Source organism: Bacillus sp. CZDM1 (assembly GCF_055502545.1).
In genome coordinates, this window is sequence record NZ_JBUESO010000003.1 from 436,276 (window position 1) to 457,411 (window position 21,136).

Here is a 21,136-nt window from a genome sequence, read left to right on the forward strand (position 1 = left end):
GCTTTTAAAATATATGTTAGGATGTTAGTATGGCATGGTTCTGAGCCACGTGTAAATAATGAAAAAGGGCAGTGTGAAAATATTGGATTTAAAACAGAAATTATTAGTCATTATTGGTCCAACTGCAGTTGGAAAAACAAAGCTAAGCATAGAACTGGCTAAACGTTATAATGGCGAAATTATCAGCGGCGATTCCATGCAGGTTTACCTGGGCATGGATATCGGAACTGCAAAAATAAAAGTCGAGGAAATGGAAGGAATTCCCCACCATTTGATTGATATTAAAGAGCCTGATGAAGGTTTTTCAGCAGCGGAATTCCAACAGCTTGTCCGAACGAAAATATCCGAAATTACCTCGAAAGGTAAGCTTCCTATCATTGTCGGCGGGACTGGGCTTTATATTCAAGCCGTCATTTATGATTATCAGTTTTCAGAGGCACCTGCAGATGAGGCATTTCGTATGCAGCTTGAAGAGAGGGCAAAAGAGATTGGAAATGAGGCGCTGCATCTTGAATTAACAAAGATAGATCCTGAAAGTGCAAGCCAAATTCACCCAAATAATGTGAGAAGAGTTATAAGGGCACTTGAAATTTATCATTGTACTGGTAAGATTATGAGTGAATATCAAATGAATCAGCAGCCTGACCTTCTTTACGAAACCGCTCTTATTGGTTTAACCATGGATAGGGAAAAGCTTTATGAACGGATTAATACTCGTGTTGAGATAATGATATCCGAAGGGCTCCTCGAAGAAGTCTCTGGGTTATACAAGCAGGGAGTCAGAGATTGTCAATCCATTCAAGCGATTGGCTACAAAGAAATCTATGATTACTTAGATGGAAAGGTTAGTTATCATGACGCCGTTGAAAGTTTAAAACAAAATTCAAGGCGGTATGCAAAAAGACAACTAACTTGGTTTCGTAACAAAATGGATGTAGAATGGTTTGACATGACAAATGTCTCAGATTTGTCAAAAAAAATTAACGAAATTTCACAGTACGTTGAAGGAAAGCTACAAGTAAAATCGAATACATAGTAGTAGAGATAAAAGAGGAGGATATACAAATGAAAACCACCATCAACATTCAGGACCAATTTTTAAACCAGTGCCGCAAGGATAATACCCATGTAACGGTATTTTTATTAAACGGATTCCAATTGAGAGGCCAAATTAAAGGCTTTGATAATTTTACGGTTCTTTTTGAATCTGAAGGAAAACAGCAATTGGTATACAAGCATGCCATTTCAACCTTTGCGCCGCAAAGAAATGTTCAGCTTGACCTTGATGCCCAATAACCTGTACGAATGACCTGAGCCCATGAAATCTATGGGCTCTTTTTTATTTTTATAATGAAAAGGTAATTAGATGAATACACATAAATGAAGGAGTATTGCGTTGCAGAATGAGAGGTGAAGGCTTTGGACCAACCGATTCGCATGAAGAGTAATGGACAAATAACAGTATCGCTCAACTCCCAAAAGAGGAAGTCATTGACGAAAGAGCTTCCTGTTCCTCAAGTTGTTCCAAAGGTTATACCCCCGGAGCACGCCGCGTTAAAAGAAATCGAAGACGAGCTCGGGGCATTAGTAGGTATGGAAGAAATGAAACGAATGATAAAAGAAATTTATGCATGGATATTCGTGAATAAAAAACGGGAAGAAGTGGGTATGAAGGCAAGAAAGCAAGCCCTTCATATGATGTTTAAAGGCAATCCGGGGACAGGGAAAACGACCGTTGCCAGATTAATTGGCAAGCTCTTTTTAAAAATGAACGTACTGACTAAGGGGCACCTAATTGAGGCAGAACGAGCCGACCTTGTGGGGGAATATATTGGTCATACGGCTCAAAAAACCCGGGACTTAATTAAAAAAGCACAGGGTGGAATATTATTCATTGATGAAGCCTATTCATTAGGACGCGGAGGAGAAAAGGATTTTGGAAAAGAAGCGATTGATACGCTAGTCAAGCATATGGAAGACAAACAGCATGAATTTATCCTCATTTTGGCTGGATATTCTCGGGAGATGGATTATTTCTTAACCTTAAATCCTGGGCTGCACTCCCGGTTTCCATTAGTCATAGATTTTCCTAATTATACAATTGATCAATTGATGGAAATTTCTGCTCGGATGCTGGATGAACGAGAATATAGTTTGAGTCATGGTGCGGAGAAAAAACTAAAGGATCATTTAATTTGGGTGAAATCCGTGCTCAATCCCAATAGCTTTTCGAATGGCAGATATGTCCGGAATATTATTGAAAAATCCATTCGCGCTCAAGCGATGCGGCTTTTGTTGCAGAATAGCTTCGACAAACATGAATTAATGACACTTCGAAGTAATGATTTAATTTTTGAGGAGGATTCATAAAAAAATCGGCGGACATTTATGCCGCCGATTTTTTAATGTGCTCCAAGTCTCCTAGCAGGAAGCTTCCAGCTAAATGTATAGGAAAGTACCCTTAGTGCAGTAATAAGCACAAATAGAGTGTACAACTCCCACGGACTTGATGCTATTTTTAATCCAATCATTAGACCAGCAACAATAGCCCAAACGGCATAAATTTCCGATCGTAATACAATCGGTTTTCTGCCTGCTAATAAATCACGAATAATCCCTCCGCCAATTCCCGTTAAGACAGCTGCCACAATAACAGCACTAATCGGACGGTCCATATTCGCTGCGTAAATAGCACCCTGAATTGCAAAAGCAGACAAGCCAATGGCATCGAAGAGATTACCCCATCTTTGCCAATGCCGCAACAAATTTGCTGGAAACAAAAATACAGCCGTGATCGATAAAAGGGCAAATTGGAAGAACAACCCCTGATCCCACAAAGCAGAAACCGGGACCCCAATAAGTAGATTTCGTATGGCACCGCCACCGAAAGCAGTGACAATTCCTAAAATATAAACACCTAATATATCATACTCTTCTTCCATAGCGACAATGGCACCGCTAACAGCAAAAGCAATTGTACCGATAATACTTAAAACATCCCATGTCATTTTGTTCGGTTTCTCCCTCGATGTGAAATACATTTATTTTTAAATTTTCAGCAAACAATATGATTTTAACACGGAGGTGTGATAAATCAACAAAAATTTTTCAAAAATTAGGGTAAAATCATCTTTTTTGGTATGATGAGGTAAGGAAAATTAATGAAAGCAGGTGTTGGTATGGAACAAGAGGTAAGCTTAGAAAAAGCAATCTTAGTTGGCTGCCAAACGCAAACATTGGATGATAACAGGTTCCAATATTCAATGGAGGAGCTTGCTTCCTTAACTGAAACAGCTAAGGGTGAAGTTCTAATGACGGTTGTTCAAAAACGTGAACGTATTCACTCAGCGTTATATATAGGAAAAGGAAAAGTAGAAGAATTAAAAGCTCTTGTAGATGAGGTAGAAGCAGACTTAGTCATTTTCAACGATGAACTATCCCCCAGCCAAAAACGAAATCTTTCATCTGAGTTAAATGCTCGTATTATCGACCGGACTCAGTTAATCTTAGATATTTTTGCACAAAGAGCTAGGTCTAAAGAAGGCAAGCTTCAGGTTGAACTAGCACAGCTCCATTATTTACTGCCTCGTCTTGCTGGTCAAGGCACAGCTTTATCAAGGTTAGGTGCAGGTATTGGGACAAGAGGACCTGGGGAAACAAAGCTCGAATCAGACCGCCGTCATATTCGCCGAAGAATTGATGAAATTAAAAGTCAGCTTGCTGTAATTGTGCAGCACCGAGAGCGTTACCGAGAAAGAAGGAAGAAAAACAAAACCTTCCAAATAGCAATTGTTGGCTATACAAATGCCGGCAAATCAACACTCTTTAACCGACTGTCTGAAGCGGATTCGTTTGAGGAAAATCAACTTTTTGCTACATTGGATCCAATGACACGGAAGTTGATTTTACCAAGTGGGTTTCAAACATTAATTACAGATACCGTGGGATTCATTCAAGACCTTCCAACCGCGCTGATTGCTGCTTTCCGTTCGACGCTTGAAGAGGTTAAGGAAGCAGACCTCCTTTTGCATGTTGTCGATATGTCAAATGCAGACTATTTCCAACATGAAAAAACAGTGAATAAGCTGCTTGAAGACTTGGAAGTTAAAGACATACCACAAATTACTGTCTATAATAAAAGGGATATTAAACATCCGGACTTTGTGCCAACGACAAGCACTCCTCTCATTTTTATTAGCGCCTATGATAAAGAGGATCGCAATGAACTGAAAAGAAAAATTGAAAAGGTCAGTATTGAAATGATGGATCAATATCAAGTTAGTATACCTTCGACAGAGGGGAAACTACTGGCACAATTAAAGAATGAGACGATTGTAAGAGAACTAGTCTTTGATGAAGAAAAAGAATTTTATCAATGCAGAGGATTTTCTCTTCCAAATCAACAAATTTCCGGGCAATTACAGAAATACAAAATGAGAATGGAGTAACAGCATGTTTCAACAGTTAAAAAATGGGGAAAAGCTTCAACAAATTGTAAAAGATATTGAACAACAAATTGCATCCGTACATAAAGAGATAGACGAAAGAATTGAAACGAATCAATTTCGTGTATTGAGAAGTTACCAAAAGCATAGGGTGAGTGATTCGCACTTTATGCCATCCACTGGGTATGGATATGATGATATCGGAAGGGATACATTGGAGTTAATTTATGCCGATGTTTTTGGTGCGGAAGCAGGACTTGTACGACCGCAAATTATCTCGGGAACGCATGCGATTTCCATTGCATTATTTGGTATCCTTCGTCCTGGGGATGAACTTCTCTATATGACTGGAAAACCTTATGATACTCTGGAGGAAATTGTAGGGATTCGCGGCAATGGAGTGGGTTCGCTAAAGGAGTTTGGTATTTCTTACGATAGTGTGGCTCTAACAGAGGAAGGAACGATAAATTGGGGTCTAGTAGCTGAAAAAATCAAACCTAATACAAAAATGATAGGTATACAGCGTTCAAAAGGTTACGCAACTAGACCATCATTTACTGTCTCCGAAATCAAAGAGATGATATCTTTTGTAAAAGAAATCAAAGAGGATGTCGTAGTTTTTATAGATAACTGTTATGGGGAATTCGTCGAAGAATTAGAGCCCTGCCATGTAGGTGCTGATTTAATGGCAGGCTCGCTGATTAAAAATCCGGGTGGAGGAATGGCGAAAACGGGTGGATATATTGTCGGGAAAAAACAATATGTTGAAGCCTGTTCGTATCGAATGACCTCACCGGGTATTGGAGCAGAGGCGGGAGCTTCCTTATACAGTCTTCAAGAAATGTATCAAGGGTTCTTTTTGGCGCCGCATGTAGTGGGACAAGCGTTAAAAGGAGCTGTTTTTACAGCTGCACTTCTTGAGAAACTAGGGATGAATTCATCCCCTAAATGGGATTCAAATCGAACGGATTTAATTCAATCTGTTCAATTTGATGATAAGGATAAAATGATTGCTTTCTGCCAAGCCATTCAATTTGCTTCACCAATTAATTCACATGTAACTGCGTACCCAGCCTATATGCCGGGTTACGAGGATGATGTAATTATGGCAGCTGGAACATTTATTCAGGGTGCAAGTATTGAGCTGACAGCTGATGGACCGATTCGACCTCCTTATGTAGCCTATGTTCAAGGAGGATTAACCTACTCTCATGTGAAAATGGCGGTTTGTATTGCTGTTGATTCATTGATTGATAAAAATTTGATTGAATTAAACTAAGGAATTATACAAAGGATAACTTCATAAAGTTGTCCTTTTATTTTTTGTAAAAACCATGTTAGAAAATCTAACATAGGATTGACATCTTTTCTAACACGAAATATAATAACAATATAAATTAGCAAAAAGAGAGGAGAAATTGAATGAGTGGAAAGGAAATACGCCGCTCAATGCCACTATTCCCAATCGGAACGGTCATGCAGCTGACAGAATTAACAGCTAGACAAATCCGATACTATGAAGAGCATCAATTGATTTCTCCAGCAAGAACTGATGGGAATAGAAGACTATTTAGTTTAAATGATATTGATAGTCTATTAGAAATTAAGGATTTAATTGATCAAGGAGTGAATATGGCTGGTATAAAACAGCTCTTCCTTGTCAAACAGCAGCAAGTGAATGTGCTTCAGGAACAGGCTGAAAAAGCCAAGCAAAATTTGACGGATGACCAGCTGCGAAATCTTCTAAGACATGAATTACAGCAAGCTGGCAGATTTAATCGTTCGTCTTTAAGGCAAGGGGATATGTCACGATTTTTCCATTAGGTTGATTTTCTGTAATTGTTCCTAAATCTGATTTTACCGTGGAACAAACTTTGATTGTGCTTGAAATTAAGTTTGCAAGCTCTTTTCTGACAGAAAAAAGCCTTTATTAAAAAACTATTTGGGGGTAATAAGAATGGCAAAGTTTACAAGAGAAGATATTAAGCGTTTGGCACAAGAAGAAAATGTTAAATTTATTCGTCTACAATTCACTGATATTTTAGGAACAATTAAAAACGTTGAGATTCCAGTTAGCCAATTAGAAAAGGCTTTGGATAATAAAATGATGTTTGACGGGTCTTCTATCGAAGGTTTTGTACGTATTGAGGAATCTGATATGTACTTATATCCAGATTTGAATACATGGGTAGTATTCCCTTGGACAGCTGAAAAAGGAAAAGTAGCTCGTTTAATTTGTGATATTTATACTGCAGAAGGTAATCCATTTGATGGTGATCCACGTAATAACTTAAGAAGAGTATTGAGAGAAATGGAAGAGCTTGGATTTACAGACTTTAACTTAGGACCTGAGCCAGAATTCTTCTTATTTAAATTAGATGAAAAAGGTGAGCCAACACTAGAGTTGAACGACCAAGGCGGATACTTCGACTTAGCGCCAACAGATTTAGGAGAAAACTGCCGTCGTGATATCGTACTAGAACTAGAAGAAATGGGCTTTGAAATTGAAGCTTCTCACCATGAAGTAGCACCAGGGCAACATGAAATTGACTTTAAATATGCTGATGCTTTAACAGCATGTGACCAAATTCAAACATTCAAATTAGTAGTAAAAACGATTGCTCGTAAGCACGGTTTACATGCAACGTTTATGCCAAAACCATTATACGGAGTAAATGGTTCTGGAATGCACATGAATCTTTCATTATTTACAAATGGCAAAAATGCATTCTATGAGCCAACTGGCGACTTAGAAATGAGTGATGCAGCTCGTCAATTCATTGCAGGTATCCTTAAGCACGCTCCAAGCTTTACAGCGGTAACGAATCCAACTGTAAACTCTTATAAGCGTCTAGTACCTGGTTATGAAGCACCTTGCTATGTTGCATGGTCTGCTAGAAACCGTTCACCATTAATTCGTATTCCTGCTTCCCGCGGTTTAAGTACTCGTGTAGAAGTAAGAAGCGTTGATCCAGCTGCAAACCCATATCTAGCAATGGCTGTTCTATTAAAAGCTGGTTTAGATGGTATTAAGAATAAAATGACTCCTCCAGCTCCAGTTGACCGTAACATCTATGTGATGAGCAAAGAGGAAAGAATCGAAGAAGGAATCATCGATCTTCCTGCAACACTAGCTCAAGCATTAGATCAATTGAAGTCAGATGAAGTAATTGTATCTGGATTAGGAGAGCACATCTTCGAACACTTTATCGAAGCAAAAGAGATCGAGTGGGATATGTTCCGTACAACTGTACATCCTTGGGAACGCGATCAATACATGAGCATGTACTAAAATTAAGTAACCCAGTATTGACAAAGAATTCACAGCGAAAATTAAGAGACCCAGTGTGGATATAATCCATACTGGGTTATTTTGTTTCTTTTATTTTTCACTTTTTTCATTTAGTAATTTAAACTTGGTTAGAATAATATCGCTGCTAATCCCTACAAGTACCGATACTAAAATATTCTCAACTAATGAATTGGGAGTTGTGTAAATCACCACGAGGAGACAAGCAACTAAGCACAGAAGTATTTCTTCTAGAAAACCTAGATAAATAAACTTCTTTGTTTTACGAGGCATGATGATTTTTCCGTGCTTTCGTACATGACTGATAATTCCTACTGATCCACCAATAACCATTGAGAAAATAATGTCCTTCAACACTGTTTTCCACACTCCTTAAGCCCAGATTTTTTGACCTAAGGTAAATCTTGGTGTATTACCATTATACTAATAGTGATAACTACATAGAATGAGTAAAAATACACATTTTTGTATAATTTACCAAAAATAAACATAAAAAAGAGCAGATTTATAACATCTGCTCTTTTCAATTAATGAATATGACGGTAAACTCCGATAACTTTTCCTAGGATTGAAACATTTCTTAGAATAATCGGATCCATGGTTGAGTTCTCTGGTTGTAAACGAATGAAATCTTTTTCTTTAAAGAATCGCTTACAAGTGGCCTCATCTTCGTCTGTCATGGCAACGACGATATCACCATTATTCGCATTTTGCTGCTGTCTTACAATCACGTAATCTCCATCAAGAATTCCGGCTTCTATCATACTCTCACCCATGATTTCTAGCATAAATACTTGCTCATCGGCAGGCGCTAGACTTTCAGGCAGTGGAAAATACTCTTCTACGTTTTCAATGGCGGTTATTGGCAGACCAGCAGTTACTTTACCGACAATCGGCACATTGACGACATTGTTTCTTGGGATATTCAAAGTTTCATCTGCTTCTAGTATTTCAATTGCTCTCGGTTTTGTGGGATCTCTTCTAATCAGTCCCTTGCTCTCCAAACGTGCTAAATGACCATGGACAGTAGAACTAGAAGCAAGCCCAACCGCTTCTCCGATTTCTCTTACGGATGGCGGATACCCTTTTTTCTTTACTTCCCCTTTAATAAAATCAAGGATATCCTGCTGGCGCTTAGATATTTTTGTCATTATAGATACACCTCGCCCTATTTAATATTTAAATTAATTATAGCATGTTCGTATTTTTTATACAAACATAAGTTCGAATTATTGTTGACAACAAACAAACGTTCGGATTATAATAAAAATAAATAAGCGAACATATATTCTGAATAGGGGTTTTGTTATGAAAAAAATATGGGAAAAATACTCTTATGCAATATTATTAATTATCTTAAGCTGTTCATTAGCTTTTATTTTATCCTTACGTTTCAATTCTAACGTGGAAGAGAAGTTCGTAACAATTATGGTTTCCGAAGGCGATTCACTTTGGAAAATCTCTAACCAATATTCGAATCAGCATTCTTACTCCAATAATGAATTTGTCAGCTGGGTTAAGCAGCATAACAATATCGACGGGGATAGAATTTATCCTGGCGATGAAATCACAATCCCTGTAAACCTTGAAGCTGGATCTTTAACTGAATACGCCAGCGCTGCAGGGGAGTAATGGCAGATGGTGAATGCTGTCATATATTGTCGGGTAAGTACAAATAAAGATACCCAGGAAACCTCATTAAAGCGTCAAGAAGAGGAACTTATAAAGCTAGCGGGTCAATATCATTTTAGTGTGGTATCCATTATTAGAGAGCAAGCAAGTGGTTATGAACTAGATAGAGATGGAATGCTGCAGCTATTGGATTTGTTGAAAGAAAAAACAGTACAAGCAGTTTTAATTCAAGATGAAACGAGGCTTGGACGAGGAAATGCGAAGATTGCTCTTCTGCATTTTATAATGAAAGAGGGCGTTAAGCTGTATAGTATCTCTCATAATGGAGAGCTGCAGTTATCTGAAAGTGATTCCATGGTATTAAATATAGTGGGTATGGTTGAAGAATATCAGCGTAAGCTTCATAATATCAAAATCAAGCGTGGAATGAAAAGAGCTATTGCTCATGGATATAAGCCTGAAAAGAATCTTAAAAATCTCGAATCGAATTCGGGACGGGAAAAAATAGAAGTTCCCATTGAAGAGATAGTCCGTCTTAGAAAAAACAAATTAACTTTTTCGGAGATTGCTGCTACTTTAAGGGGTTTTGGGTACAATATTTCAAAAGCAACTGTTCACAGACGCTATCAAGAATCTCAACAATCTATCGACTCAGAAGAGCAGTAGACCATTTGCCTTGTCAGATGGTCTATTTTTTAGTAAAATCAGTCTTTAAGTAATTACTGTGATAAAGCTTATTGTTGTCACTCTAATGATCGAAGCGGATATCAACAGACAAGTTTGAAAGGAGGGTTCTTCATGCTCTCGAAAGAAAAAATGGCAAGAATCAATGAATTAGCCAGAAAAGCCAAAGCAACTGGTTTAACAGAAGCAGAAGCGAAGGAACAATCAAAATTAAGAAGCGAATATTTGACCACTTTCCGCAGTTCTATGCTGGATACATTAACCAATACCAAAATCATCGATCCAGAAGGAAATGACGTAACACCTGAAAAGATAAAAGTTCGAAAAAAATATAATCTTCATTAATTAGGGAAACATTTTGTTTTCCTTTTTACATATTACACCCTCTAGAGTGCTAAAATAAGAAAATAAAAGTCATTTAATTTGTTTAGTACTCAAATTAATTGTTGAATTAGTACCATAAGAACTATAATATAATAGTTGTTATTATTTTTTTATCCTAGTGGATCAGGAGTGATTTAATTAATGTTTAATACTATTGATGATTTGTCAGTAACCTCTATTCGTACGCTCTCTATTGATATGATTGAAAAAGCAAATTCAGGGCATCCTGGAATGCCAATGGGTGCTGCACCGATGACCTATGCGTTATGGACACGTTTTATGAACCATAATCCGAAAAATCCAGAGTGGTTTAACCGTGACCGTTTTGTATTATCTGCAGGGCATGGATCTGCTTTATTATACAGCATGCTTCATTTGTCAGGTTATAAGCTATCAATGGATGATTTAAAACAATTCCGCCAATGGGGAAGTAAAACTCCAGGACACCCAGAGTATGGTCATACGGATGGGATAGAAGCAACAACTGGTCCACTTGGACAGGGAATTGCAATGGCAGTCGGAATGGCGATGGCAGAACGACATACAGCTAGTGTTTACAATAAAGAAAATTATGAATTAGTAAACCATTTTACATATAGTATTTGTGGGGATGGAGATTTAATGGAGGGTGTTTCAGCAGAGGCTGCGTCGCTTGCTGGACATTTAAAACTAGGTCGTTTAGTAGTTTTATACGATTCCAATGATATTTCACTTGATGGTGATTTAAATAAATCCTTCTCTGAAAGTGTAAAAGATCGTTTCACTTCATACGGCTGGCAATATGTTCGCGTAGAAGACGGAAATAATCTTGAAGAAATTGCTAAAGCGCTAGAAGAAGCTAGAACTGATCTTGATCGACCAACGATGATTGAAGTTAGAACGGTTATCGGTTATGGTTCACCTAACCGTGCTGGAACTTCAGGTGTTCATGGTTCACCGCTTGGAGCAGATGAGTTAAAGCTGACAAAAGAAGCTTATAAATGGACATTTGAAGAAGATTTCCACGTACCAAATGAAGTTTACGAAAACTTCCAAAACCTAATCGTTGAAAATGGTGTGAAAAAGGAAAAAGAATGGAACGACCTCTTTGCACAATATAAGAACGAATATCCTGAATTAGCTAGTCAATTAGAAAAAGTACTGAAAAATGAATTGCCAGAGGGCTGGGATAAAGATATTCCAGTATACAGCGAAGGTAAAGCACTAGCAAGCCGAGCATCATCAGGTGAGGCACTAAATGGCATTGCGAAAAACTTACCAATCTTTATCGGTGGTTCAGCTGACCTTGCTGGTTCTAATAAAACCATGATCAAAGGTACCGGAGATTATGCGCCAGGCAACTACGATGCTAGAAATATTTGGTTTGGCGTTCGTGAATTTGCAATGGGTGCTGCAATGAATGGGATCGCCTTACATGGTGGAGTGAAAATTTTTGGCGGAACATTCTTCGTGTTCTCTGACTACTTACGTCCTGCTATCCGGCTTGCTGCTTTAATGGGCTTGCCAGTAACATATGTATTTACTCATGACAGTATTGCTGTTGGAGAAGATGGACCTACTCATGAGCCGGTTGAACAACTTGCTGCACTGCGTGCAATGCCTGGTCTTTCTATTATTCGTCCAGCAGACGGTAATGAGACAGCTGCTGCATGGAAGCTTGCGGTTGAGTCAACAAACAAACCAACTGCTTTAGTGTTAACACGTCAAGATTTACCAACACTTAAGGATACAGATAAAAATGCATATGAAGGAGTTTCAAAAGGTGCTTATGTTGTATCACCTTCTGAAAGAGAAACTCCAGATGCACTTTTACTTGCAACTGGTTCAGAGGTAAGTTTAGCGGTTGAAGCACAAAAAGCATTAGCTGGTGAAGGTATTCATGTTTCTGTTGTAAGCATGCCATCATGGGATCGCTTTGAACAACAATCACAGGAATACAAAAACTCCGTTCTTCCAAAGAATGTGAAAAAACGTCTTGGAATTGAAGTTGGTTCTTCATTTGGCTGGCACAAATACACTGGTGATGAAGGAGACGTCCTAGCCATTGATACATTTGGGGCTTCTGCACCTGGAGAGAAAATTATGGAAGAATACGGCTTTAGTGTAAGTAATGTGGTTGCACGTGTTAAAGCACTTCTTCAATAATAAATAGATGATTTCAAAGAGAGCGACGTCATGTCGTTCTCTTTTTTTGCTTTTCTACTATATATATATATGAACATTAGATGAATGATTTGAAATATTCGAGACATTCCAATTATTAGTTGGATATAATAAAATTTGTAAGAATCTTATGGATTCGACAATAATAGTGATATTTTTTGCCGGTATAAGACAAATGTTTTGATAGTGATTCATTATAATTGATAGAAAGGGTATTCAACGAAGGAGAGATCGTTGTGAGGAATTATCAGCTTTATCTAATAGAAGATGAATTTGCCGCCCATTACTTCGGAAGAGAGCGTATGTTTTTTCAGCTTTTTAAGGAACATCATAAAGCAGACGGTGAACTGAAATTTATAACTAATAAGCAGATTTCTTATATAACAAAGTCATTAGAGGTTTTGAAATTACATCAGTTAATTCAAAAACAACTTGGAAAAAAGAAAGGGTTTCTGGCTGAACATGGTACATACTCCATTGAATTAAGTGGAAAACTAAGTACAGCGAAATTAAGGGTCTTCCAAGATTTAATTACAATTGAGGCTTCCGGCAGTTATGAAGCCGAAACGATTTTCTTTGAAGTGCTTAGAAAATGTGAATCTTCCTTTATGGCTTTAGATCTTGATCATCAGCGGTTTGGTTGGTTAAAGCCTATTAAAGAAAGAAAATATGTCTAATCTTTTACAAGAGAATATTGTATATTCCCGTTTTATTTAGTACACTGTATGATAGACAACATGAAGGAGGAAGTTTAATGGGTACAGGTTTATGGATTCTAGTTGTTGTACTAGCATTAGTAGCTGGTGTAGCTCTAGGATTTTTCATTGCTCGTAAATACATGATGAGCTACTTAAAGAAAAATCCGCCAATTAATGAACAAATGTTAAAAATGATGATGATGCAAATGGGTATGAAGCCTTCTCAAAAGAAGATCAACCAAATGATGTCTGCTATGAATAAACAGCAAGGCAAATAAATAAAAAGTCAAAAAACCACTTATTTTTGAAAATTATCAAAAGAAGTGGTTTTTTTTATTTGAAAGTAGGAATTTTTCGAAAAGTGTTATATTTAGTTGTTCTATTGAAAAAAGGAATAATAAGGTTCATACTAGTTACGCTAAGCAAGTAACAACAGAATGAAGGAGCCATACTACATGAAAAAAGTTTTATCACTTATTTTAATTCTACTTCTAGCTTTAACGGCATGTGGAACGCAAGAAAAAGAAGAAGCAGCTACTCCTGAAGAGAATCAAACAGAAGAAGGTACAAACGCTGCAAAAGAAAACACAAACACTAGAGAGCTGACTGCTGAGGATGAGAAATTCGCGGAATTGATCCTTGCTAAAGATTACGAGGCGGTAGTAAAAGAAACAGGTTCATTAAAGAGTGAATCGCAGAAAGATTTCTACTACCTTGCATCTGCTTTCATTAAAAACAATGAAATTCAAACAAAGACATACGACCCAAATGACCCCAATGCTATTTTAACTGATCATAAGGTTATCAAAAATTATTTAAACAGAGTGAAGTTTGTACCAGATAACATTAAGGTTCAAGTAGATGAATTAAGAACAGCTGCCGAGGAGAAATTGGCAGAGTTAGAAAAAGAAGCAGAATAATTTAGGAAAAGCACTCATAAAAATGAGTGCTTTTTTCATACAGAGACTGGGTGTCTAAATCTTTATTATTTTTATAATATTTGGTAAAATAAATCTTCGGGTGAGTAAAAGATTTTTTAAAATAATAAAAAGAAAAAGTTGAATCATTTTTCGGGGGAACGATTATGAAAGTATTTTTAGATTTAGGCTGGTTTTTTAAACAAGAGAAAAAAGCTTACATATTTGGAACCGTTATCTTATTGTTTGTAGCACTGCTGCAACTTGTGCCGCCAAAGGTCATTGGGGTCATTGCTGACCATATTAATAACGGAACGATGACGAAAGGTATACTCCTTGAATGGATGGCGGTATTAGTCGGGGCAGGACTCGGTATGTATGTCTTGAGATATTTTTGGAGAATTATGATTTTTGGTTCGGCGGTTAAGCTTAGCAAACAGCTAAGAAATCGATTATATCAACACTTTACAAATATGTCGCCATCGTTTTATCAGAAACGAAGGATTGGCGATTTAATGGCGCATGCGACAAATGACCTGCAAGCCATACAACAAACGGCTGGGGCAGGAGTCCTAACATTGGTTGATTCTCTTTCAACAGGTGGATTTGTGATTCTGGCCATGGCATTTACGATTAGCTGGAAATTAACCTTGATATGTTTAATCCCAATGCCTTTTATGGCTATTCTTACAAGCTGGTTTGGTACGATGCTGCATCGAACCTTCCACAAGGCACAAGAAGCCTTCTCAGATTTGAATGATAAAACACAGGAAAGTATTTCTGGGATTAAGGTCATTAAAACTTTTGGTCAGGAAAAGGAAGACATAGAGGATTTTAGTAAGCAATCACAGGATGTAGTCGAAAAAAACATCGTGGTAGCAAAAATAGATTCATTATATGATCCAACGATTTCAATTATTGTAGCTATTTCTTTTTTCTTAGCCATCACCTTTGGTTCCAAATACGTATTGGCTGGGGAGTTAACGATTGGCGAATTGATTGCCTTTACCACCTATTTAGGACTTTTAATATGGCCAATGTTGGCATTTGGCTGGTTATTTAATATCGTTGAACGAGGTCGTGCTTCGTATGACCGTGTGGCCGCACTGCTTCGTGAAGAATCTGATATTACAGATCGAAGTGATGCATTAGAGATCGTTCCTAGCGGCGATATCCACTATAATATTGAGAAATTCACTTTCCCAGGTGAAAAAGTACCAATGTTAAGGAATATTAGCTTCACTCTTAATAGAGGAGAGACACTAGGGATTGTCGGGAAAACGGGTGCTGGTAAAACAACACTGTTAAAGCTGCTTATTCGTGAATTTGAGGACTATGAAGGGGGAATTACCTTCGGCGGTCATACACTTCAAGAATATAAATTGGAAAAACTACGTGAAGTGATTGGCTATGTTCCACAAGACCATTTCTTGTTCTCTGCGAGTGTCGCTGAAAATATTGCCTTCACGAACCCTCATGCACCGAAAGAAGATATCTTTGATGCAGCAAAGCTGGCCAGTATTCATGATGATATTCTTCAATTTACAGAAGGCTATCAAACGGTTGTGGGCGAAAGGGGAGTATCCTTATCTGGCGGTCAAAAACAGAGGATTAGTATTGCACGTGCGCTGTTGATGAATCCAGAAGTGTTATTGTTAGATGATTCCCTCTCTGCCGTCGATGCAAAGACCGAGGAGGCGATTCTTTCGGCATTAAGAAAGAATCGAGAAGGGAAAACAACGATTATTACCTCTCACCGCTTGAGTGCGATCCAGCACGCAAACTTAATTCTTGTGCTTGATAATGGCGAGGTCATTGAAAGAGGGACACATGAAGAATTAATGGCAGCACATGGCTGGTATAAGGAAATGTATGTACGTCAGCAGCTAGAGGAGTTGGTTGAACATGGAGGACATTAAAATGGAAGAAACAGCACAGCTGACTGAAAAAGAACAAAAAAGAGTTTTATATCGCCTGCTTTCCTATACTAAACCACATAAAAAGGAATTAATCCTAGCATTCAGCCTGTTAGTGTTAACAACACTAGGAGAGTTAGCATCTCCGATTCTAGTAAAAATCTTTATTGATGATTACCTAACACCAGGAAATTTGGTTTTACAGCCACTGGTTATCCTAGGGGCAAGCTATCTAGGAATTCAAATTGTAAAATCCCTCTTGTTGTTTTTTCAATTAGTAAAATTTCAGGAGATTGCTCTTAAGATTATTCAACAGCTTCGAATTGATATTTTTTCAAAGGTACAGTCACTAGGTCTTAAGTATTTTGATCAAACGCCGGCGGGAAGTATTGTTTCAAGGGTGACTAACGATACCGAGGCCATTAAAGATATGTTTGTTACTGTCCTTTCGACTTTTATCCAAAGCGGATTTTTACTAACCGGAATTTTCATTACAATGTTTATCCTGGATGTAAAGCTGGCGCTATTCTGTCTTATATTTATTCCATTAATACTTCTCGTCATGAGTTTATATCGGAAATTTAGTTCCCGTTTTTATTTGGAAATGCGTGAAAGACTCAGCCAATTAAATGCTAAACTTAGTGAATCCCTGCAGGGTATGAGTATTATTCAAGTATTTCGCCAGGAAAAAAGACTTCGCAAAGAGTTCGAAGACATCAATGATAAACACTATGATGCGGGAATGAAGAACATTAAGATAGATGGATTATTGCTGCGTCCTGCAGTTGATTTAATTTTTATTCTAGGATTAATCATTGTCTTAAATTATTTTGGTATTACATCATTGGACAGTCCAGTAGAAATCGGTGTGTTATATGCTTTTGTTAATTATCTGGAGCGTTTCTTTGAACCAGTAAATAATATGATGATGAGGTTATCGTTGTACCAGCAAGCAATTGTTGCTGGAGCACGTGTCTTTAGAATCTTGGATAAGCAGGAATTGGCACCTGGACAAAATAATGAAAGTAATCTATCGATTGAAAAAGGAAGAATTGAATTTAAGAATTTAACCTTTTCCTATGATGGCAAGCGGGATGTTTTGAAAAATATATCCTTTACAGCAAATCCTGGAGAAACCGTAGCACTCGTTGGTCATACAGGAAGTGGGAAAAGTTCGATTATCAATCTATTAATGAGATTCTATGAATACGAAAAGGGCGATATCTTAATTGATGGTCAGTCCATCCGTCATTTTTCCAAGGATGAATTACGTGAAAAAATGGGGCTTGTCCTTCAAGATCCGTTTTTATTTTACGGAAGTGTAAGAGATAATATTACGCTTCATAATCATCATTTAACAGATGAACAAGTAGAGGCAGCAGCTCAATTTGTTCAAGCGCATACCTTTATTGAAAAGCTGGAAGATTCCTATCATCATAAAGTAGTGGAGAGAGGATCTACGTTTTCTAGCGGGCAGCGTCAATTAATTGCGTTTGCAAGGACCATTGCCGCTAATCCAAAGATTCTCGTCCTCGATGAGGCCACGGCAAATATTGATACCGAAACGGAGGAAGCAATTCAAACAGCTCTTTCCAAAATGAGAAAGGGGCGTACGACAATTGCTATTGCCCACCGGTTATCTACGATACAAGACGCGAACTTAATACTCGTTTTACATCAAGGAGAAATTGTTGAAAGAGGCACACATCAAGAGTTATTGGCACTAGGCGGACTTTACCATAAAATGTTCCTGCTGCAAAATGGGGCTTTGGAACGTTTAGAGGATATCATGCATTAAGGACAAAAAGAAAAATCCTGGTTATTAGCCAGGATTTTTACATTAGAGACTCGCCACTTGGCGAGTTTTCTTTATATATTTTCGATTATATTCATTTAAAAGATGGTCTAATTCTTGACTATAGCGAATAGCGATGGAGGAAGTCAGGCCGTTTGTGACCGCGACTTGAATTAATTCAGCACGCTTTTTCTCAATCAATACAATTAGATCTTGTTTGATCATTGCCGTGGTCCTTTCCGGAGAAACTCCAATAATAGAAAACATTGATAGTTATTCTCTACCAATGTTTTACTAGTATAACCTAAGTTGGGAATAAATCCAAGATATTTGTAAGAAAATATCCATCTAATACAGGGAAATGGTAGAAACATAGGAAGGTTTTTGAAGGAAATGATATTTGACTCTTAGAGACACAAAATATTCATGTTAACCATTATCATTTAGTGGAAATGTTTGATAAAATGATAAGGTATCGACTATAGTGGGAGTGTTAATATGACGGATGTAAATATATTTTTAGCTTTAGGTGCCGGTTTCCTAAGTTTTATTTCACCATGCTGTTTACCGCTTTACCCTGCATTTCTTTCCTATATCACTGGGATGTCTGTAGGAGAGTTAAAAACTGAAAATGCCATGCTTCAAAAACGAAGTCTTCTACATACAATCTTTTTCCTTTTAGGATTTTCGGCTATTTTTATCGCAATTGGTTTTGGTACTTCTTTTGTTGGAAGCTTTTTCCTTGAGTACAAAGATCTCATTCGTCAGTTAGGCGGAATATTTATCGTTCTTTTTGGACTAATTATTGTCGGTGTATTTAAACCTGAGTTTTTGATGAAGGATCGGAAATTAGAATTTAAAAATAGACCATCAGGCTTTTTTGGTTCAGCACTTATTGGGATGGCCTTTGCGGCTGGCTGGACTCCTTGTACGGGTCCGATTCTTTCGGCGGTAATCGCCCTTGCCGCGACAAATCCAGGTTCTGGTGTACTCTACATGGTTGCATATTCACTTGGATTTGCGATACCGTTCCTAATCCTATCTTTCTTTGTTGGCCGTATGAAATGGATTCGCAAAAACAGTGGAAAGATTGTTAAAATCGGTGGTTATCTTATGATTGTCATGGGTATCGTACTTTTCTTTGACTGGATGACAAAAATTATTACGATTTTCTCCGGTATGTTTGGTGGTTTTACAGGCTTCTAAACATTAGAAGGATATAGTAAAATATGAATTTAGAGCTTTATTTTAAGGAATTAGGGGTTGAAACCTATGAACTTTGTTGTTGTTTCTTCAATCGGTGCGGTTTTTATGGGGATTTTTGCTTTATTCGTCCGCATGAAGGCCGCTAAGAAGCCTACAAATGTAAAGAAAATTATCCTGCCGCCAGTCTTTATGTCGAGCGGGGCATTAATGTATGTAGTACCTCAATTTAGATTAACTCCTCTGGAAATAGTTGAGGTAGTAATTGTAGGGATGCTTTTTTCCATCCTGTTAATTAAAACCTCTAAATTTGAGATTCGCGAGAACGAAATCTATCTAAAACGATCCAAAGCATTTATGTACATTTTAGTTGGACTATTAGTTGTGAGGTTAGCTTTAAAATCGATTTTAAGTACAACGATTGATTTTGGAGAGCTAAGCGGTATGTTCTTCTTGGTTGCTTTTAGTATGATTGTACCATGGCGGGTAGCGATGTATCTCGATTATAAAAAGCTATACAAACAACTTCGTAGCTAACACTAATACTGTCATGGTATTGAAAAACGCTCAGGGTACAAAGTACTCTGAGCATTTCTTTTAATATCGATATCTTCTAATTTTATCAAACAAATACTGTACACCATATAAAATATACGCTTTATAGTGTAAGTAAATGAAAAACTGAACATGATTTAATCGACCTAGACTGATGATTTTAAGCTTTTTAAGGATATCTATGATAAGGAAAGCAAAGGCGCCATCAGAAATCACGTTCAATAACACAAATTTCTTAAAGTTTCCATATGAAAGTTTAAGCAGCCACATCGATAGTGGCATATAAGGGCCTACACTAAAAGGAAGCTCATCCCTCATGAAGGATTTTCGCTTGTCATAAAACTTCCACCAATTCCGCTTGTGTCCATATAGATGATTAATGATTTCAAAAATAACAATAAAAACTCCTGAAAAAGAATACCGTTTAAAATCACGCTTTCCTATAAATAATAATGACATCCACGGAATCAATATTAACAATAGATTAAATATCTTGTGCCTTTTTGTTGCCATACGTTTTGCCATTTGTTTCACCCCAACCTACGATTTGACTCTTTTTTAAAATATCCAAAATTATAAAAAAAAACCGCCAAAAATTGGTCGGTTTAGAATAAATGCTCATAAGGAGCTACATCAATTCTATTTTCAAATAGCTTTTTACGTAAAAACTTATGATCCCTTTTCGGCGTTGCTTGAATGTAACCGCGGATGACAAGTTCTTCCGTTATTCTTGATACCTTCTCATTAAGCGCAAGTTCGCCAATCTTTCCTGCGATTTTATGTCTAGCGACATCACGGAAAAGCTCAGGAACAGGGCTAACTAAATCTTCTAGAAGTTGTTTTTCTTCCTCGCCCCATAAATGACGAGTCTGATTAACATAGTGTTCTTCCCAGTCCATCACGGATTTGCCATCTTCTTTCGGCATTTTCTTGAGAAATTTCCGAAACATAAAAAATCCGCCAATCGCCATTAAACCTGCAAATGCAAAAATCCATATTAATATAAACCATAAGAACCAACCTGTTAGTTGCATAGTTTTCACCTTCAAAATACTATTTTCATCTACCTATTATAGTCTTTTAAGTGGTGAAAAGACAAGTCTTCGCCTTTTTTATCAAGGAAGAAGCCATCCTTAAGGCGGTTGCAAAAGTTGTCGAAAAAATGACAAAATCCCCAACTCTATTGATTATTACTATATTCCATTGTATTATGATTACAAATGGTAGTTATCTTTTTTACAATAATAATTCTGGGGCTGAATGGGGTACTGGTGTCCTCCACAGTCTTCAAAACTGCTTGAGACCTGCGTGCCAGGTCTGGTGGGTTCGATTCCCACGCAGTCCCGCCAAAATTGACCATTTATCGTTGTTAATAATTTGTCTCCTCACCAGTCTAAATGGTATTTTCATGTTAGACTGTTGCAGCTGTTAAAC

Annotated in this window: 24 protein-coding genes and 1 tRNA gene; 19 read left to right on the forward strand and 6 right to left on the reverse strand. The window is 37.4% G+C overall.

Annotated features, from left to right (window positions below):
- The first annotated feature begins 58 nt into the window (after positions 1-58).
- From miaA to spoVK, 3 genes are all read left to right on the forward strand, one after another.
- Positions 59-1,036, forward strand: coding sequence for a tRNA (adenosine(37)-N6)-dimethylallyltransferase MiaA (gene miaA / locus ACY3XC_RS09780; RefSeq protein ID WP_464868351.1), 978 nt, complete (start codon positions 59-61; stop codon positions 1,034-1,036).
- Between the two features lie 29 nt (positions 1,037-1,065).
- On the forward strand, positions 1,066-1,296 hold the full coding sequence (hfq, locus tag ACY3XC_RS09785; protein ID WP_034672853.1) for an RNA chaperone Hfq: 231 nt from the start codon (positions 1,066-1,068) through the stop codon (positions 1,294-1,296).
- A gap of 123 nt (positions 1,297-1,419) precedes the next feature.
- Positions 1,420-2,370 (forward strand): stage V sporulation protein K, encoded by a 951-nt coding sequence (spoVK, locus tag ACY3XC_RS09790; RefSeq protein ID WP_464868352.1) that lies wholly within the window; start codon positions 1,420-1,422, stop codon positions 2,368-2,370.
- Between the two features lie 32 nt (positions 2,371-2,402).
- On the opposite strand, the gene ACY3XC_RS09795 is transcribed toward spoVK, so the two are convergent.
- Positions 2,403-3,008, reverse strand: a complete 606-nt coding sequence (locus tag ACY3XC_RS09795) for a trimeric intracellular cation channel family protein (protein ID WP_464868353.1) — start codon at positions 3,006-3,008, stop codon at positions 2,403-2,405.
- Positions 3,009-3,179: 171 nt separating this feature from the next.
- Between ACY3XC_RS09795 and hflX the strand changes: the two genes are divergently transcribed.
- From hflX to glnA, 4 genes are all read left to right on the forward strand, one after another.
- Positions 3,180-4,448: a GTPase HflX gene (hflX, locus tag ACY3XC_RS09800; protein ID WP_464868354.1), complete on the forward strand. Its 1,269-nt coding sequence runs from the start codon at positions 3,180-3,182 to the stop codon at positions 4,446-4,448.
- A gap of 4 nt (positions 4,449-4,452) precedes the next feature.
- A complete protein-coding gene (locus tag ACY3XC_RS09805) occupies positions 4,453-5,724 on the forward strand; it encodes a methionine gamma-lyase family protein (RefSeq protein ID WP_464868355.1) in 1,272 nt (423 codons plus the stop codon).
- Positions 5,725-5,867: 143 nt separating this feature from the next.
- Positions 5,868-6,269, forward strand: coding sequence for a MerR family transcriptional regulator (locus ACY3XC_RS09810; protein WP_464868356.1), 402 nt, complete (start codon positions 5,868-5,870; stop codon positions 6,267-6,269).
- Positions 6,270-6,402: 133 nt separating this feature from the next.
- Entirely contained in the window at positions 6,403-7,737 is a 1,335-nt protein-coding gene (glnA, locus tag ACY3XC_RS09815; RefSeq protein WP_464868357.1) for a type I glutamate--ammonia ligase, read from the forward strand.
- 90 nt (positions 7,738-7,827) lie between these two features.
- On the opposite strand, the gene ACY3XC_RS09820 is transcribed toward glnA, so the two are convergent.
- Positions 7,828-8,112, reverse strand: coding sequence for a DUF4257 domain-containing protein (locus ACY3XC_RS09820; protein WP_179157495.1), 285 nt, complete (start codon positions 8,110-8,112; stop codon positions 7,828-7,830).
- A 170-nt stretch (positions 8,113-8,282) separates the two neighbouring features.
- Positions 8,283-8,906: a transcriptional repressor LexA gene (gene lexA / locus ACY3XC_RS09825; RefSeq protein ID WP_179157496.1), complete on the reverse strand. Its 624-nt coding sequence runs from the start codon at positions 8,904-8,906 to the stop codon at positions 8,283-8,285.
- A gap of 157 nt (positions 8,907-9,063) precedes the next feature.
- On the opposite strand from lexA, the gene yneA reads away from it, so the two are divergent.
- The 9 genes from yneA (at position 9,064) to ACY3XC_RS09870 (ending at position 17,947) form a co-directional block, all read left to right on the forward strand.
- Complete coding sequence (gene yneA / locus ACY3XC_RS09830) at positions 9,064-9,387, forward strand: cell division suppressor protein YneA (RefSeq protein ID WP_464868358.1); 324 nt, start codon at positions 9,064-9,066, stop codon at positions 9,385-9,387.
- Positions 9,388-9,396: 9 nt separating this feature from the next.
- Positions 9,397-10,053 (forward strand): YneB family resolvase-like protein, encoded by a 657-nt coding sequence (locus tag ACY3XC_RS09835; RefSeq protein ID WP_464868446.1) that lies wholly within the window; start codon positions 9,397-9,399, stop codon positions 10,051-10,053.
- 132 nt (positions 10,054-10,185) lie between these two features.
- Positions 10,186-10,416 (forward strand): DUF896 domain-containing protein, encoded by a 231-nt coding sequence (locus ACY3XC_RS09840; protein ID WP_464868359.1) that lies wholly within the window; start codon positions 10,186-10,188, stop codon positions 10,414-10,416.
- A 180-nt stretch (positions 10,417-10,596) separates the two neighbouring features.
- Positions 10,597-12,600 carry a transketolase gene (gene tkt / locus ACY3XC_RS09845; RefSeq protein ID WP_464868360.1) on the forward strand — a complete coding sequence of 668 codons (2,004 nt, stop codon included), beginning with the start codon at positions 10,597-10,599 and terminating at the stop codon, positions 12,598-12,600.
- 254 nt (positions 12,601-12,854) lie between these two features.
- Positions 12,855-13,295: a sporulation inhibitor of replication protein SirA gene (gene sirA, locus ACY3XC_RS09850; RefSeq protein WP_464868361.1), complete on the forward strand. Its 441-nt coding sequence runs from the start codon at positions 12,855-12,857 to the stop codon at positions 13,293-13,295.
- Between the two features lie 77 nt (positions 13,296-13,372).
- Positions 13,373-13,594 carry a YneF family protein gene (locus ACY3XC_RS09855; RefSeq protein WP_095251700.1) on the forward strand — a complete coding sequence of 74 codons (222 nt, stop codon included), beginning with the start codon at positions 13,373-13,375 and terminating at the stop codon, positions 13,592-13,594.
- Positions 13,595-13,771: 177 nt separating this feature from the next.
- Entirely contained in the window at positions 13,772-14,236 is a 465-nt protein-coding gene (locus ACY3XC_RS09860) for a hypothetical protein (RefSeq protein WP_464868362.1), read from the forward strand.
- Between the two features lie 164 nt (positions 14,237-14,400).
- A complete protein-coding gene (locus ACY3XC_RS09865; RefSeq protein ID WP_464868363.1) occupies positions 14,401-16,152 on the forward strand; it encodes an ABC transporter transmembrane domain-containing protein in 1,752 nt (583 codons plus the stop codon).
- A gap of 1 nt (position 16,153) precedes the next feature.
- Positions 16,154-17,947 (forward strand): ABC transporter ATP-binding protein, encoded by a 1,794-nt coding sequence (locus ACY3XC_RS09870; protein ID WP_464868447.1) that lies wholly within the window; start codon positions 16,154-16,156, stop codon positions 17,945-17,947.
- A 42-nt stretch (positions 17,948-17,989) separates the two neighbouring features.
- On the opposite strand, the gene ACY3XC_RS09875 is transcribed toward ACY3XC_RS09870, so the two are convergent.
- Positions 17,990-18,169, reverse strand: coding sequence for an aspartyl-phosphate phosphatase Spo0E family protein (locus tag ACY3XC_RS09875; RefSeq protein WP_179157503.1), 180 nt, complete (start codon positions 18,167-18,169; stop codon positions 17,990-17,992).
- A gap of 273 nt (positions 18,170-18,442) precedes the next feature.
- Between ACY3XC_RS09875 and ACY3XC_RS09880 the strand changes: the two genes are divergently transcribed.
- Positions 18,443-19,150: a cytochrome c biogenesis CcdA family protein gene (locus ACY3XC_RS09880; protein ID WP_095251695.1), complete on the forward strand. Its 708-nt coding sequence runs from the start codon at positions 18,443-18,445 to the stop codon at positions 19,148-19,150.
- Positions 19,151-19,216: 66 nt separating this feature from the next.
- Positions 19,217-19,684: a CcdC family protein gene (locus tag ACY3XC_RS09885; protein ID WP_179157504.1), complete on the forward strand. Its 468-nt coding sequence runs from the start codon at positions 19,217-19,219 to the stop codon at positions 19,682-19,684.
- A gap of 60 nt (positions 19,685-19,744) precedes the next feature.
- Here the strand turns inward: ACY3XC_RS09885 and ACY3XC_RS09890 are convergent, their stop codons facing one another.
- Together ACY3XC_RS09890 and ACY3XC_RS09895 are read right to left on the reverse strand one after the other, a co-directional pair.
- Positions 19,745-20,227: a hypothetical protein gene (locus ACY3XC_RS09890; protein ID WP_464868364.1), complete on the reverse strand. Its 483-nt coding sequence runs from the start codon at positions 20,225-20,227 to the stop codon at positions 19,745-19,747.
- Between the two features lie 80 nt (positions 20,228-20,307).
- Entirely contained in the window at positions 20,308-20,736 is a 429-nt protein-coding gene (locus tag ACY3XC_RS09895) for a DUF2621 domain-containing protein (protein ID WP_179157505.1), read from the reverse strand.
- 218 nt (positions 20,737-20,954) lie between these two features.
- Here ACY3XC_RS09895 and ACY3XC_RS09900 point away from each other — a divergent pair.
- Positions 20,955-21,051 (forward strand) — tRNA-Sec (locus ACY3XC_RS09900).
- Positions 21,052-21,136: the final 85 nt, after the last annotated feature.